The 14,755-nt window shown below is 65.8% G+C and carries 13 protein-coding genes; 1 reads left to right on the top strand and 12 read right to left on the bottom strand.

The features are described 5' to 3' along the window. Window positions 1–29: 29 nt before the first annotated feature. The 11 genes from BLQ61_RS05625 to BLQ61_RS05575 all read right to left on the bottom strand — a co-directional run bounded on the left by BLQ61_RS05625 (window position 30) and on the right by BLQ61_RS05575 (window position 13,041). Complete coding sequence (locus tag BLQ61_RS05625) at window positions 30–1,439, bottom strand: DUF1254 domain-containing protein (protein WP_091567635.1); 1,410 nt, start codon at window positions 1,437–1,439, stop codon at window positions 30–32. Window positions 1,440–1,536: 97 nt separating this feature from the next. Next, on the bottom strand, window positions 1,537–2,868 hold the full coding sequence (locus BLQ61_RS05620) for a DUF1329 domain-containing protein (protein ID WP_245703898.1): 1,332 nt from the start codon (window positions 2,866–2,868) through the stop codon (window positions 1,537–1,539). Window positions 2,869–3,765: 897 nt separating this feature from the next. After that, complete coding sequence (locus BLQ61_RS05615) at window positions 3,766–4,467, bottom strand: ABC transporter ATP-binding protein (RefSeq protein WP_091568586.1); 702 nt, start codon at window positions 4,465–4,467, stop codon at window positions 3,766–3,768. 38 nt (window positions 4,468–4,505) lie between these two features. Next, window positions 4,506–5,309, bottom strand: a complete 804-nt coding sequence (livG, locus tag BLQ61_RS05610; protein WP_091568584.1) for a high-affinity branched-chain amino acid ABC transporter ATP-binding protein LivG — start codon at window positions 5,307–5,309, stop codon at window positions 4,506–4,508. A 14-nt stretch (window positions 5,310–5,323) separates the two neighbouring features. Continuing rightward, on the bottom strand, window positions 5,324–6,601 hold the full coding sequence (locus tag BLQ61_RS05605; protein ID WP_091567629.1) for a high-affinity branched-chain amino acid ABC transporter permease LivM: 1,278 nt from the start codon (window positions 6,599–6,601) through the stop codon (window positions 5,324–5,326). Then, window positions 6,601–7,533, bottom strand: coding sequence for a high-affinity branched-chain amino acid ABC transporter permease LivH (livH, locus tag BLQ61_RS05600; protein WP_091567626.1), 933 nt, complete (start codon window positions 7,531–7,533; stop codon window positions 6,601–6,603). The genes BLQ61_RS05605 and livH overlap by 1 nt, the downstream gene beginning before the upstream one ends. Window positions 7,534–7,666: 133 nt before the next feature. Further along, complete coding sequence (locus tag BLQ61_RS05595; RefSeq protein ID WP_091567623.1) at window positions 7,667–8,788, bottom strand: branched-chain amino acid ABC transporter substrate-binding protein; 1,122 nt, start codon at window positions 8,786–8,788, stop codon at window positions 7,667–7,669. 154 nt (window positions 8,789–8,942) lie between these two features. Further along, complete coding sequence (locus BLQ61_RS05590) at window positions 8,943–9,626, bottom strand: mechanosensitive ion channel family protein (protein WP_091567621.1); 684 nt, start codon at window positions 9,624–9,626, stop codon at window positions 8,943–8,945. A gap of 55 nt (window positions 9,627–9,681) precedes the next feature. Continuing rightward, on the bottom strand, window positions 9,682–10,707 hold the full coding sequence (locus BLQ61_RS05585) for a GGDEF domain-containing response regulator (protein WP_091567618.1): 1,026 nt from the start codon (window positions 10,705–10,707) through the stop codon (window positions 9,682–9,684). 27 nt (window positions 10,708–10,734) lie between these two features. Next, window positions 10,735–12,288: a lysine--tRNA ligase gene (gene lysS / locus BLQ61_RS05580; protein WP_091567616.1), complete on the bottom strand. Its 1,554-nt coding sequence runs from the start codon at window positions 12,286–12,288 to the stop codon at window positions 10,735–10,737. Window positions 12,289–12,405: 117 nt separating this feature from the next. Then, window positions 12,406–13,041 (bottom strand): LON peptidase substrate-binding domain-containing protein, encoded by a 636-nt coding sequence (locus BLQ61_RS05575; protein WP_091567613.1) that lies wholly within the window; start codon window positions 13,039–13,041, stop codon window positions 12,406–12,408. 68 nt (window positions 13,042–13,109) lie between these two features. Here BLQ61_RS05575 and BLQ61_RS05570 point away from each other — a divergent pair, with 68 nt between their 5' ends. Further along, window positions 13,110–13,658: a YggT family protein gene (locus BLQ61_RS05570; protein WP_091567610.1), complete on the top strand. Its 549-nt coding sequence runs from the start codon at window positions 13,110–13,112 to the stop codon at window positions 13,656–13,658. A gap of 89 nt (window positions 13,659–13,747) precedes the next feature. Here BLQ61_RS05570 and accD read toward each other — a convergent pair whose 3' ends face one another. After that, complete coding sequence (gene accD / locus BLQ61_RS05565; protein WP_091567608.1) at window positions 13,748–14,620, bottom strand: acetyl-CoA carboxylase, carboxyltransferase subunit beta; 873 nt, start codon at window positions 14,618–14,620, stop codon at window positions 13,748–13,750. Window positions 14,621–14,755 lie beyond the last annotated feature (135 nt).

Raw genomic sequence — 14,755 nt, 5'->3', positions numbered from 1 at the left:
CAGGCCGGGTGCGGTGAGGGCCTTCAGCCTCAGTCGGGCTGGATCAACTCGACCGGCTCCATCACCCAGCTGGGGTCCAACATTTCCGGCCAGGGCTGGTAGGCGCGGGCCACCAGAAGGAACCGGTTCTTGGCGGGCGTAGGCAGCCAGTTGGCCCGTTTGTCGGCCCCTGGATCCTGGGGCTGCAGCCAGATCTCCAGGCTGCCGTCTGCATTGAAGGTCAGCCCGGGGGTGCGATCGGTGATGGCGTAGCGATGTAGGGGGTTGTCCAACAGGAACTGGCGGCCGTTTTCCACAAACTCGTACAGCGCAATGGACCAGAAAGCATCGGCAGGCAGCCGGCCTTGGGGCAGTCTGAGGCGATAGCGGTTGCCATTGCCCAGGGCTTGGTTGTTGCCGTCTACGCTGCCGAAGAAATAGGTGGCTTCCGCAGCTTCCAGGCCCAGAATGCCGCCCGCCATGGCGGCGGATGCCGCGCGCGTCAGGTAGTCGGTGCCGAAGCCGTCCGGCAGGCGGTAGGGCAGCCAGCCGTTGCGCCGCTGTGAGGCCGCCGACTTGCGCTCGGCATTCAGCCGTGACTTGAGTTCGGTTTTCTCAATTTCCGGCGCCAGCGCCAGCCAGCGCTGCTGCACGGCCGGTGGCAGCCGGTCCCAGGAACAGCTTTGGCCGCAAATGCCCACCTGGGCAAACCGCTGCAGCAAGGTTTGCTCCGATCCCGGCGGCGGATTGCGCACCAGGGACTCATTGACCACGTCCACAAACCGGCCCCAGTCCTGGGGGCGGGGCAGGATGCGCGGACCGTCCTGGGCCTGGGGCGAAGCGCCCTGGATCTGAAAACCGTCCTGCACCGCATGCGCCGCTGGCAGGTCGGCCTCGTCTCGCACCAGCACGCGCAGATTGAGGTACACGTCGCGCGTTGGAGCGCGCACGATCTGGTCCGCCTGGGGAACGGCCCCGTTCCATTGCGGACCCACCACGGCGATCTTGCGCGCCGACGTTCCCCCAAGGCGGCTGCCCACATAAGCGAACGTGTTCAGGTCTGCGCCGATCATGGCCACCACGTAATAGCGGCCCTGGGTCTCGGGAACGGAGAGCACCACCGGGGCATGGCCCACATCCAGCCAGCCGGTTGAATAGAACGTATCCCGGATGGGGGCGTTGGCCCAGCGATCCTGCGGAGTCGCAAGGTGGCGGGCATGGCGGAAGTGGTTGAGCGTGGTGGCTGTGGCCGAATCCTTCACCTCCAGGGCTTCATGACGCATTTTCATGAATTCCTGGTAAGGATAGGCATACAGCATGGCCTCGCGAATCAGCTTGTCGAGTTCTGGAGCGTTCGAGGGGCTGGCGGGTGCCGACTGGGCGGAGGCAGCACCTGCGGTCAAAACCAGCGCGGCTGCGGCAATGAGGGCTTTCTTTCCCAATTTTGAGATTTTATGCATGCAAATAAATTTCGTTGGAGCCTTGGGGAGGGTTTTGAATGGAAAATCCCCCAAAGAATTTTTTCCAGGCCATGGTTGAATCAGAAAAACAGGTCGGTCAGGTGCCCGTATTGCGCGCGGCCTCGGGCGTGAACATGGAGGGGTTGAGGTCGCCCTTGTTCAGCACGGGTCCTTTGGGGCGCTCTTGGAACAAGTTGTAGGCGACATACCCTCCGGCATTGAGGTCATAGTAGAAGCTTGTGCCAGAGTGCCACCCATTGGTATCAAATGCATAATAATAATTGACCAGCGCATGCTGCCACAGTTGGCCCCGGGTATCATAGAGATCGGACATCACGGCATGGCCGGTGTCTTCGTCGATAAACAGCATACGCTTGCCGTAGAGATGGCGGTAACCTTCCTTCAAGCTTGCCTCTAGCACCCACACGCGACGCAGTTCATAGCGCATGTAATCGGGGTTGGCGTGTTCGGGCTTGAGCAGGTCGGCATATTTGACCGTATTTTCGTGAATCTTGTATGCATTGGCTGGAATAAATAATTCCTTCTTGCCTAGGATTTTCCAGTTATAGCGCTCGGGTGAGCCATTGAAGAGCCGGTCGGAATCGATGGTCATCTTGGCGCCTACACCACCTCCCATGGGTTGGTCGAAGCCGTATTCCGGAATTTGGCGCACGCGCCTGGTGCCGGGGTCATAGCTCCAGCCCAGTCGTTTGTCCTTGGAGAAATTGAGGGGTTCCATGCTGACCGTGACACCGCCTTTTTCGCGTTCCGGTAGTTTCACCATGTTCATTCCCCGGGCCATGGTGCCCTCCAGCGGCTTGCCCGCCACATCCGGGGCATTCACCATGCTCATGCCGCGGTTTTCTGCGCGGCCGAAAACGATCGATCCGTTTTGCATGACGTAGGCGTTGTCACGCAGCGTGTGTTCGGTGAAAGCGCGAAAGGGAATGAGGTTGTTGAATGCCAGCTCGATCCCGCTCTTGGGAAAGGGAAACGGGATGCCCCCTTTGACCGCATTTTCAACGCTCATGCCATCCGCGCCGACGACGGCATTTTGGGCGTTGGTTTTTACGGAGGCACAAACGAAATCGGGGTACCGGAAATCTCGGTGTCCCGGATAAAGGGGAATACGGAAAGTCGCCGGATATCGGGCAAACATGGCCTTCTGACCTTCCGTCAGATATTTGGCATATTTGGACATGTTTTCCGCGGTGATGGCGAAAAGCGCGGTTTCGACTGCATAGGGATCGACAGGGTGCTGGCCTGCGTGGGGGGTGTACTGGATGCCAGGCGGCGTACCCAGCCATTTGCCCGTGTACTCGGGGACACCGCTGGCGGTCCCCGCCTTGTCAGCGCCCATGCAGGTCAGGGACTTTCCTAGCTTGTCGATCTCTTCGGGGGTGGCCTTGGCGAAAGCGACCGCATGCATCAGCGCGGCCGTGGCAAGCACGACCCATGCGTGGGTGGTTGATTTTGTCTCCATTGCAGCTCCTGTTGAAAATTCACCATTTTTGTGGAGCGCTATCGGGATTTTGCTTCGTGTCAAGTCCCGCATGCGCTGTCCAACAAAATCGATTAATTCAGGGTTGACCTGAAGAATTATTGTTCAAGTGCGGGAAGGCCTGGAACATCGTCCTTTTGAACTAGTTCGGGCGGTTGCCTTGTAGAGGAACGGCAACAAGCGCACCGCTTCTGCCCAGCGACGGTGGCTGTGGGCGAAAACAATGCGCAGTGGAAAATCAAACGAGGCGGATGACTGCCCCTGAATAAGTGATACGTCGCAGCACAGTTAATTTTTTGGAAGGAAACAGGTGCTTATCCAGAAGTGCCGGCGCAGAGGGCCAAGGCTCAAGCGAGAAAAAATGTATCTAAATTTATCATTCGCGGGTTTTCTGGGGGTCTGGCCATGCGACGGCGCAGTACCGGCCGAAGTCATGGGGCCCTGAACCAGGGGCGACGGGGCTGACTGCCGCGCCGAACTTGTTCAGGTCACCGCCCAGCCCGTTGATGGCGCCTTCACAGGCACACAGCCAGGCTTATGAAAAATGCAGAGTTCCAGGCGACAAGGGACAGGCGGCCGGCGAATCCGCCAAGTGCGATGATGTGCCGGTGCACGGACAGCGGTGCCCGGGTCATCGGGGTTAGTCAGGGGCTGTTTCTGCCTCCGGTGCGCGACATTTGCCGATCGGCGCTTACATTTCGCCGCGTCGGCCTGCTGCGCCTGTGGGCCGCAGCAGCTGGGCCACACCGTGCCGATGGGCATGGCGGACGATCGCCATGCCCGTCGGCACACACAATTCCGGCAAGGGTGTCCGCAGGTTCGGACTCAACCTCCCAGGTAGGCTTTTCTCACTTCCGCATTGGCCAGCAGCGCCGTGCCGGTGTCGTGCAGCACCACCCGCCCGTTCTCCAGAACATACCCGCGGTCGGCAATGGCCAGCGCCCGGTTGGCGTTCTGCTCGACCAGGAACACCGTGACGCCCTCGGCGCGGATCGCCTGAATGATCTCGAAGATCTGCGCAATGATCAGCGGCGCCAGACCCAGCGTGGGCTCGTCCAGCAGCAGCAGGCGCGGGCGGCTCATCAGGGCGCGGCCGATGGCCAGCATCTGCTGCTCGCCGCCGCTCATGGTGCCGGCGCGCTGGCTGGACCGGTCCTTCAGGCGCGGGAACAGGTGGAAGACGTGCTCCATACCCGCCTCGATCTCGTCCTTGTCCAGGAAGAACCCGCCCATCTTCAGGTTCTCGACCACGGTGAGCTGCGGGAACACGCGCCGCCCCTCGGGCGAGACGGCGATGCCCTTGCGCATGATCAAGTGCGTGGGCGCCAGGGTGATGTCCTCGCCCTCGAACAGCACGCTGCCGCCGCTGGCGCGCGGCGTGCCGCATAGGGTCATCAAGAGCGAGGTCTTGCCCGCGCCGTTGGAGCCGATCAGCGAGACGATTTCCCCCTGGTTCACGTGCAGGCTGGCGTTGTCCACGGCACAGATGGCGCCGTAGTGGGTGAACAGGCCCTGCACCTGCAGCATGGGCGTGGTGGCGGTCGTATGGATCGTCGGGGCCGTCATCAAGCCTCTCCCAGGTAGGCCTTGATGACCCGTTCGTCGTTGCGGATGGCCTCGGGCACGCCCAGCGCGATGGGCTTGCCGTATTCCATGACCAGGATGCGCTCGGACACGCCCATCACCAGGCCCATGTCGTGCTCGATCAGCAGCACCGTCACGCCGTGCTCGCGGCGCAGCTGGTCGATGAGCTGCTGCAGGTCTTTTTTCTCCTGCGGGTTCAGGCCGGCGGCGGGCTCGTCCAGCATCAGCAGGCGCGGGCCGGTGATCATGCAGCGGGCGATCTCCAGGCGCCTTTGGTGCCCGTAGGCCAAGTTGCCGGCCTCGCGGTTGGCGAACTCGCGCAGGCCCATGATGTCCAGCCACTTCAGGGCGCGCTCGATCTTGTCGGCCTCGCTTTTGCGGTAGCTGGTGGTGTTGAAGATGCCGGCCAGCAGCGGCGCGCGCGACTGGCGGTGCTGGGCCACCAGCAGGTTCTCCAGCGCCGTCATGGCCTTGAACAGGCGCACGTTCTGGAAGGTGCGGACCACGCCCTGGTTGGCGACCTGGTGGCTGCTGTGCCCGGCGATGCTGGCGCCGCCCAGCAGGATCTGGCCCTCGCTGGGCTGGTAGAAGCCGCTGATGCAGTTGAACACCGTGGTCTTGCCGGCGCCGTTCGGGCCGATGATGGCGAAGATCTCCTGCGGCGCCACGTCGAAGCCGACGTGGTCCACCGCCAGCAGGCCGCCGAAGCGCATGCACAGGCCATCCACCTGCAGGATGGGCGCGGCGCTGCCGGCCGCCGTGGCGGCGATGCGGGTTGCGGTCATGGGGGTGCTGCTGCTCATGCCGGCACCTCCACGTGGTGGCGCTTCATGGGCAGCAGGCCCTGTGGGCGCCAGATCATCATGACGATCATGACCAGGCCGAAGATCAGCATGCGGTACTCGGAGAACTCGCGTGCCACCTCGGGCAGCACCGTGAGCAGGATGGCGGCGATGATCACCCCGAGCTGCGAGCCCATGCCGCCCAGCACGACGATGGCCAGGATCAGCGCGGACTCGATGAAGGTGAACGACTCAGGGTTGACGATGCCTTGGCGCGCCGCGAAAAACGCGCCGCCGAAGCCCGCGAACATGGCGCCCAGCGTGAAGGCCGAGAGCTTGATCTTCATCGGGTTCAGGCCCAGCGAGCGGCAGGCGATCTCGTCCTCGCGCAGCGCCTCCCAGGCACGGCCGATGGGCATGCGGATCAGCCGGTTGCTGATGAACAGCGTCACCATGGCCAGCAGCAGCGCCATCAGGTACAGGAAGATCACCATGTGCATGGAGTTGAACTCCAGCCCGAAGAACTGGTGGAAGGTGGTGCCGCCCTCGGTGCTGGGGCTGCGCGCCATCTCCAGCCCGAACACGCTGGGCTTCGGGAGCCCCGAGATGCCGTCCGGCCCGCCCGTCCAGTCCGTGAGGTTGACCAGCAGCAGGCGGATGATCTCGCCGAAGCCCAGGGTCACGATGGCCAGGTAGTCGCCGCGCAGGCGCAACACCGGAAAGCCCAGCACGAAGCCGAACAGCGCGGAACATGCCCCGGCCAGCGGCAGCGCCTGCCAGAAGCTCCAGCCGGTCCAGTGGTGCAGCAACGCGAAGGTGTAGGCGCCCACGGCGTAGAAGCCGACGAAGCCCAGGTCGAGCAGGCCGGCGAAGCCGACCACGACGTTCAGGCCCAGGCCGAGCATCACGTAGATCATCGCCAGGGTGGCAATGTCCACCGCGTTGCGGCCGGCGAAAAACGGCCAGATGACGGCGATCATCAGCGCGGCCAGCAGCAGCACCCGGTGGTGGCTGGGGGCCACCTGCGGGATGCGCGGCAGGGCCAGGCGCGGCAGGCGCGGCAGCAGCATCGGGCGCAGCAACTGCACCACGAACACCGCCAGGCAGCCCCACAGCAGCGTGCGCCACTCGGGCACGATGATGGTGCGCACGCCGGCGCGCTCCAGGTGTAGGGTGAAGATCGGCAGCACCACGATGGCCGCGAGGAACGCGGACACGAAGGCATGGCGCAGGTGGATGGAAAACGGCACGGCGGCGGCAGCTGCGCCGCGCGGCAGGGTGGCGGCGGCGCTCATCACACTTTCTCCACTTCAGGTTTGCCCAGCAGGCCGGTGGGGCGGAATAGCAGGATCAGCACCAGCAGGCCGAAGGCCACGATGTCCTTGTATTCCGACGAGATGTAGGCGGCGGCGAAGGTTTCGGCCACGCCCAGGATCACGCCGCCCAGCATCGCGCCCGGAATGCTGCCGATGCCGCCCAGCACCGCGGCGGTGAAGGCCTTGATGCCGGCGATGAAGCCGATGAACGGGTTGAGCTTGCCCACCGCCAGCGCGATCAGCACCCCGCCCACGGCCGCCAGCACGGCGCCCAGGATGAAGGTGAAGGAGATCACCCGGTTGGTGTCGATGCCCAGCAGGTTGGCCATGTGCATGTCCTGCGAGCAGGCGCGCGAGGCGCGGCCCATGCGCGAGTGCTTGATGTACACCGTGAGCAGCGCCATCAGCGCCACCGCCACGACGATGATCAGGATGCGCGAGTAGGGCACATAGACCTCGAAGCCGCCCTCGGCGCCCAGGCCGAAGCGGAAGGCGCCGGGGATCAGCGAGGGCACGGCCATGTCGCGCGCGCCTTGGCCCAGCGCCACCCAGTTCTGCAGGAAGATCGACATGCCGATGGCCGAGATCAGCGCCACCAGCCGGGGGCTGCCGCGCAGCGGCTTGTACGCCACCTGCTCGACCACGAAGCCGTACACCCCGGTGATGACCACCGAGACGATCAGCATGATGGCAATGATGGCCCACACCGGCAGGCCGCTTTGCACGCCGATGGCCGAGAGCGTGACCAGGCCGATGTAGGCGCCGATCATGTACACCTCGCCGTGGGCGAAGTTGATCATCCCGATGATGCCGTAGACCATGGTGTAGCCGATGGCGATCAGGGCGTAGATGGCGCCCAGGGACAGGCCGTTGAAGAGCTGCTGTAGCAGTTGGGGCAAGAGATCGGACATGGGTGCGCCGCCTCCTCACAATCGAAAAAAGGGCCGTGGCGGCGCAAAGGTGGCGCTACCGGAGCCCGGATGGCAGCACACCGGTGGGCGCCCGCCAGGGGCACGCACCGGTGTGCAAGGGGAGAAAGCGGGCTTACTTGGCGGCGGGTGTCTTGCTGCCGTCCTTGTGCCACTCGAAGACCTGGAAGTCGAACGAGTTCAGGTCACCCTGCTTGTTCCAGCTAATGGGGCCCAGCACCGTCTCCACGGTGGCCTTGTGCAGGTGATCGGCCACCTTGGCGGGGTTGTCGCCCACGGCCTTGATGCCGTCCAGGATGGCCTGGGTGGCGGCGAAGGACGTCAGCTGGAAGGCGCCCGAGGCGTTGCGCTTCTTGTCCGTGAAGGCCTTGACCACGGCGGCGTTCTTCGGGTTGGCCGAGAAGTCGGCCGGCAGCGTCACCAGCATGCCCTCGACGGCCGGGCCGGCGATGGCGTTCACCTCGGGGTTGCCCACACCCTCGGGGCCCATCATGCGGACTTTGAGGCCCTGCTCGTTGGCCTGGCGCAGCAGCAGGCCCATCTCGGGGTGGTAGCCGCCGTAGTAGACAAAGTCCACGCCGGCGCTTTTGAGTTTGGTGATGACGGCCGAGTAATCGCTGTCGCCGGCGTTGATGCCCTCGAACAGCGCCACCGGGATGCCAGCCTTCTTCAGGTCGGCCTGCACCGAGGCGGCGATGCCCTGGCCATAGGACTGCTTGTCGTGCAGGATGGCGACCTTCTTGGGCTTGATCTTCTCGGCGATGAACTTGGCGGCGGCGGGGCCCTGCTGGTCGTCGCGGCCGATGGTGCGGAAGATGAAGTGGAAGTTCTTGCCGTCGGTCAGCGCGGGCGAGGTGGCCGAGGGCGTCACGACCACCACACCTTCGTTGTTGTAGATCGGCGCGGCGGCGATGGAGGCACCCGAGCACACCGGGCCCACCACGTAGCCGATCTTGCCGTTGACCACGCGGTTGGCGGCCACCGGGCCCTGCTTGGGTTCGCAGGCGTCGTCCACCGGCACCAGCTCGATCTTCTTGCCGTTGATGCCGCCGGCGGCGTTGGCCATCTCGACGGCGGTGGTCGCGCCTTCCTTGACCATGTCGCCGTACTGCGTCAGCGGGCCGGTGGTCGGGATGACCATGGCGATCTTGATCTGCGCGTGCGCGGGCAGCAGCAGGGCGGCGCCGGCCAGCCCCAGGGCGGCAACGACGGAATGCAGGCGGAAGGCTGTGGTCATGGTGTCTCTCTCTTAACCTTGTTCAGAAAAAATTTTGACATGCAGAAACTGGGCAGGCCCATCAGTATGGGCCTGCCGGACAGGCCGCCAGCTTAATGTTCCACAGGGGGCTGACAACAGGGTTACTGCGGATGGACTTGATATCGCGCAAATTTCAAGCGCCGGCAGGGCGGGGTGGCGCTGCTACGGCGGCGGCAGCAGGTGCGATTGCCTTTGCAGGTGCGCCATTTTCCGCCAATGGCGGCGCCAGTGGCACCAGCCGCTCGGCCGGCACCGGTGTGCCGGCGCGCCAGCGGCGCAGCACGCGCTGGAAGATCAGCGAATTCGGGATCTGCAGCAGCGTGCCGGGCTCGGGCGCGGTGGCGTCCTCCAGCGTGGTGTAGAGCAAATTGATGTCCACCACCCGGCCCAGCACGCCGGGCTTATCGCCGCTGTCCACCAGTTCGATGTGGTCGCCCAGCCGGTACGGCCCGACGCTGACGATGAGCAGCGCGCAAAACAGGTTGGACAGCACGCTCCAGGCGGCGAAGAACGCCACCGCGCCCACGGTGGCAAAGCCCGTGAAGGCCGTCCACAGCACGCTGGCGGACACGCCCAGGCGCTCTAGGATCAGCAGGCCGGCGCTGCCCACCAGCAGCCAGCGCCCCACGGCGCGTATGGGTTTCAGCAGCTCGTGCGGAAACTGGTAGTGGTCGCTGGCGCGCCGGATCACGCGCTGCATCAGGCGCAGCAGCAGCAGGGTCACCAGCAGGATCAACACGATCTGCAGCAGCGGCAGGATCACGTCGAGCCAGTCGTGCGTCCAGAGGGGAAGATAGGCTTTCAGGCGGGTTTGCATGCGGTGTCGGAAAACGGGGCCGGCCTGGCGCCGGCGCGGGCAGAGCGTTGGTCGGTCACAGCTGGCGCTGCTCGACGGTGTCCATCTGCATCTCGAAGCTGAAGAAGCGGTCGCGGCCCTGCGCCTTGGCGGCATACAGCGCCTCGTCGGCACGCATCAGCATGCTCTCGGCGCTGGTGCTGTCGTCGGGCACGCAGGTGGTGATGCCGCCCGAGAGCGTCAGTACCTGGCCCAGTGGCGAGTCCGGATGGGTGATGGTGCGCGCCTTGAGCAGCCGGCCCAGGGCGCGCGCGAACGTCATCGCGCCCGAGCGCGGAGTGCTCGGCAGGATCAGCGCGAACTCCTCGCCGCCGTAGCGTGCGGCCACGTCGCGCGGACGCACGCAGACCTCGTGCAGCACCCGGCCCACGGTGCGCAGGCATTCGTCGCCTTGCACGTGGCCGAGCGTGTCGTTGTAGCGCTTGAAGTGGTCCAGATCGCATAGCATCAACGTCAGCGGCGCGCCGTCGCGCCGCGCCGCCAGTATCTCGGCGTGCAGCATGCGGTCGAAGCCGCGCCGGTTGACCAGCCCGGTGAGCGGGTCCACCTCGACCATCTCGTTGAGCTTCTGGTTCGCCAGGTGCAGCTCCTCGGTCAGCTGCACCAGGCGCCGGCGCATGTCGCGCAGGCGGCGCATGGCGCGCAGCTTGGCCACCAGCACCGTCGCGGTGACCGGCTTGGTCAGGTAGTCGTCGCCGCCGGCCTCGATGCCACGCCACACGTCCAGGTCGCCGCCTAAGCCGGACAGGAAGATGATCGGCGTCCAGCCGCCGGGCTCGGCCTCGCGCAGGCGCTGCGCCACCCAGTAGCCGTCCTGGCTGCCGGGCAGGCAGATGTCCAGCAGCACCAGGTCGGGCCGGCGCAGGCGGAACAGCTGCAGCGCCGCGTCGGCGTTGGCAGCCTGCAGCACCTCGCTCGCGCCGGCGTGCTGCAGCTGCGCGGCCAGCACGCCGCGCAGCGCGGCATCGTCCTCGACCAGCAGCACGCTGAAAGGCTCATGCAGCGTGGTGGCGGACAGGGTGCCAAACAGGCCCTCGGTCATGCGCTGGATCGCTTGCGGCCCGTGGCTTCAGTGTTCGCGGCGCAGCGCCGGGAACAGGATCACGTCGCGGATGCTGGCGCTGTCGGTGAGCAGCATCATCAGCCGGTCGATGCCGATGCCGCAGCCGCCGGTGGGCGGCAGGCCGTACTCCAGTGCGCGCACGAAGTCGTGGTCGAAGAACATCGCCTCGTCGTCGCCGCTGTCCTTGGCATCCACCTGCGCCTGGAAGCGCGCCACCTGGTCCTCGGCGTCGTTCAGCTCGGAAAAACCGTTGGCCATCTCGCGGCCGGTGATGTAGAGCTCGAAGCGCTCGGTCACCTCGGGGCGGGCGTCGTTGGCGCGCGCCAGCGGCGAGATCTCGGTCGGGTGCTCCATGATGAAGGTCGGCTGCCACAGCTTGTCCTCCACCGCTTCCTCGAAATACAGCACCTGCAGGCCGGCCAGGGTGCGGCCGGACAGGCGGTTCTTCTCCTCGGTCATGCCGAGTTTCTTCAGGGCACTGATCAGCCAGGCTGCGTCGTCCACATGCGCGCCGGCCTCGGTGTGCGCGTGGATGGCCTCGCGGATGGTCATGCGCGCAAAAGGCTGCTCCAGGTCCACCGCTCGCCCGCCATAAGACAGCTGCAGCGTGCCGGCGGCCTTTACGGCGGCGTCGCGCACCAGCTGTTCGGTGAAGTCCATCAGGTCACGGTAGTTCCAGTAGGCCGCGTAGAACTCCATCATCGTGAACTCGGGGTTGTGGCGCACCGAGATGCCTTCGTTGCGGAAGTTGCGGTTGATCTCGAACACCCGCTCGAAGCCGCCCACCACCAGGCGCTTCAGGTACAGCTCGGGCGCGATGCGCAGGAACATCTCCTGGTCCAGCGCGTTGTGGTGCGTCACGAAGGGCCGGGCGTTGGCGCCGCCGGGGATCGGGTGCAGCATGGGCGTCTCGACTTCCAGGAAGTCGTGCTCGACCATAAACGCGCGGATGCCACTGATGGCCTGGCTGCGCGCCACGAAGCGCCGGCGCGCGGCTTCGTCGGTCATCAGGTCGACGTAGCGCTGGCGGTACTTCACCTCCTGGTCGGCCACGCCGTGGAACTTGTCCGGCATGGGCCGCAGGTTCTTGGTCAGCAGGCGCAGGCGGGTGACCTTGACCGACAGCTCGCCGGTCTTGGTCTTCATCAGCGTGCCCTCGGCGCCCAGGATGTCGCCCAGGTCCCAGCGCTTGAAGTCGGCGTACTGCTCCTCGCCCAGCGCGTCACGCGTGACGTAGAGCTGGATGCGGCCGCCGGTCTCGCCCAGCGATCCGTCCTGGATGGTGGCAAAGCTGGCCTTGCCCATGACGCGCTTGAGCATCATGCGGCCGGCCACGCTCACGCTGACGGCCTGAGCCTCCAGCGCCTCGGCGTCCAGTGCGCCGTGCACGGTCTGCAGCGCCGCGGCGCGGTGTGCCGGTTTGAAGTCGTTGGGGAAGGCCACGCCGGCCCCGCGTGCCTGGCGCTCGCGCAGCTCCTTGAGTTTCTCGCGGCGCTCGGCGATGAGCTGGTTTTCATCCACGGGCGGGAGGGCAACGGGGCTGGGCTGGTCGGAAGGCATAGGGCTGGCAAACGCGGGAAGGAAAAAGGGCCGCGCCGACAGCGAGGACTGGCCGCGCGCCGGACGCAAACGGGGGATTTTAGGGTGCGCGCCGCCACCAGGGCCGGCAGGGCGGCGTCAACGCAGGATGTTCATGCGTTCCAGCACGTCGCCCACCAGCTCCAGACGTACCAGCGGGTTGTCCAGCGCCATTAGGCGCTGGCGCAGCTCCAGCGGCAGGGGCAGCAGCTCACACCAGCGATTGGCTACCCAGCCGCAGTCGGCTAGCAGCGCCGCGCTGGCCTGCGGCAGCGCGCGCTCGGGTTCGGCCTGGGCGTGCAGTGACTCCAGCAGCTGCTGCAGCGCCGTGGCGGTATGCCGCAGATCGGCGGGCACGGACACCGCCGCATCGGCCGCCAGCACCTGCACGTCCGCCATCCACAGACCATGCGGCAGGCGCTGGCGCGCTGTGATGCGAAAGCGCTGCATGCCCTGACAGCGCAGGGTGATCAGCCCGGCCTGGGGCGATTGCAGCTGGGCGATGGTGGCCAGCGTGCCCACTTCGTGCAGTTGCTCCTCGGGCGCGCCGGCGCGGCGCACCTCGTGGCCCTGCGCCAGTGCCACCACGCCGAACGGCGCGCCGGCGGCTTGGCACTTGCGCACCATGTCCAGGTAGCGTACCTCGAACACGCGCAGGTCCAGCAGGCCGCCGGGGTACAGCACGGTGGACAGTGGAAACAGCGGCAGGTGGGTCAGGGTCAGGGGCGGGGACATGGAGCGCTCTCGCAATCGGCGTGGCTATCATCCCACGCCGGTTCCCCTGGCTTTTTACACCCACCACCATGCTGCTGCAGATCCTGACCTTTCTTCTTGACGTGGCGAGCGGCCTGCTGGCCGGCGCCTGTCTGCTGCGGCTGTACATGCAGGCGCAGCGCGTGCCGTTCTCCAACCCGGTCGGGCGGCTGGTGTTCGCCCTGAGCGACTGGATCGTGCTGCCGCTGCGCAAGGCGGTGCCAGCCGCCGGCCGCTGGGATCTGGCCAGCCTGGCCGCTGCGCTGCTGCTGAAGCTGGCGCAATACCTGCTGCTGGCGTTGCTGCTGGGCGGGCTGGTCAGCCTGGCGTGGGTGCCATGGATGGCGCTGTTCGGCACGCTGCGCGTGGCCGTCTCGGGCCTGATGGGGCTGGTGATCGTGTATGCGGTGCTGTCGTGGGTGCAGACGCGCTCGCCGATCGCGGACGTGATCGGCCGGCTGTGCGAGCCGCTGCTGGCGCCGATCCGCCGGGTGCTGCCGCTGCTGGGCGGCATCGACCTGTCGCCGCTGGTGCTGCTGGTGCTGCTGCAGGTGCTGGGCATCGTGGTCGGGCACCTGCAGGCGGGTGTGCTGCACTAGCTGCGTGGCACAGCGTTTTGACGCCAAAAAGGCACGAGGGCCTTGTGGAACAAGGGTCTCGTGCTATTAATTTTAAATGGATGTGAAGCTCAGGCCACCGCGTCTGCCGGCAGGCGCTGCAGCATCGCCAGGCTGCGCGCCACGGTGTCGCGCAGCTCGCGCCGGTCGACGATCATGTCCACCGCGCCCTTGGTCTGCAAAAACTCGGCGCGCTGGAAGCCCTCGGGCAGGGTGACGCGCACGGTGGATTCGATGACGCGCGGGCCGGCGAAACCGATCAGCGCCTTGGGCTCGGCGATGACGATGTCGCCGACGAAGGCAAAACCGGCGGACACGCCGCCCATGGTCGGGTCGGTCAGCACGCTGATGTAGGGCAGGCTCTTCTTGGCCAGGCGCGTGAGCGCGGCGTTGGTCTTGGCCATCTGCATCAGCGACAGCAGGCCTTCCTGCATGCGCGCACCGCCGGTGGCGGTGAAGCACAGGAAGGGCACTTTTTGCTCGATGGCGGTCTCCACGCCGCGCACGAAGCGCTCGCCTACCACGCTGCCCATCGAGCCGCCCATGAAGTCGAACTCGAAGCAGGCGGCGACCAAGTTGATGCTCTTGACCGAGCCGCCCATGACCACCAGCGCATCGGTCTCGCCGGTGTTCTCCAGCGCCTCCTTCAGGCGCTCGGGATACTTGCGGCTGTCCTTGAACTTGAGTGCATCGACGGGCAGCACTTCTTGGCCGATCTCGTAGCGGCCTTCTCCGTCCAGGAAGGCGTTCAGCCGCGCACGCGCGCCGATGCGGTGGTGGTGGCCGCACTTCGGGCAGACGTTCTGGTTGGCCTCCAAGTCGTTCTTGTAGAGCACCGTCTCGCAGCTGGGGCACTTGATCCACAGCCCCTCGGGCATCTGCCGGCGCTCGGCCGGGTCGGTCTGCTGGATCTTGGAGGGCAGGAGTTTTTCGAGCCAGGACATACGGTTCCTCTTACTGTGTAGGCTGTGCTGCGCGTATGCACGCAGCCTCAAATCTGGCGCGGCCTGTGCCAGCGGACGCCGTGGATCTGGCTTCGCCAGGCCGCCGGCGTCGTCCCCTTTCCCAGCGCACGAAGT

Source organism: Oryzisolibacter propanilivorax (genome assembly GCF_900103645.1).
GTDB lineage: Bacteria > Pseudomonadota > Gammaproteobacteria > Burkholderiales > Burkholderiaceae_C > Melaminivora > Melaminivora propanilivorax.
Note: the sequence above shows the minus strand (reverse complement) of the source record. Positions and strands in the feature narration are given on the sequence as shown.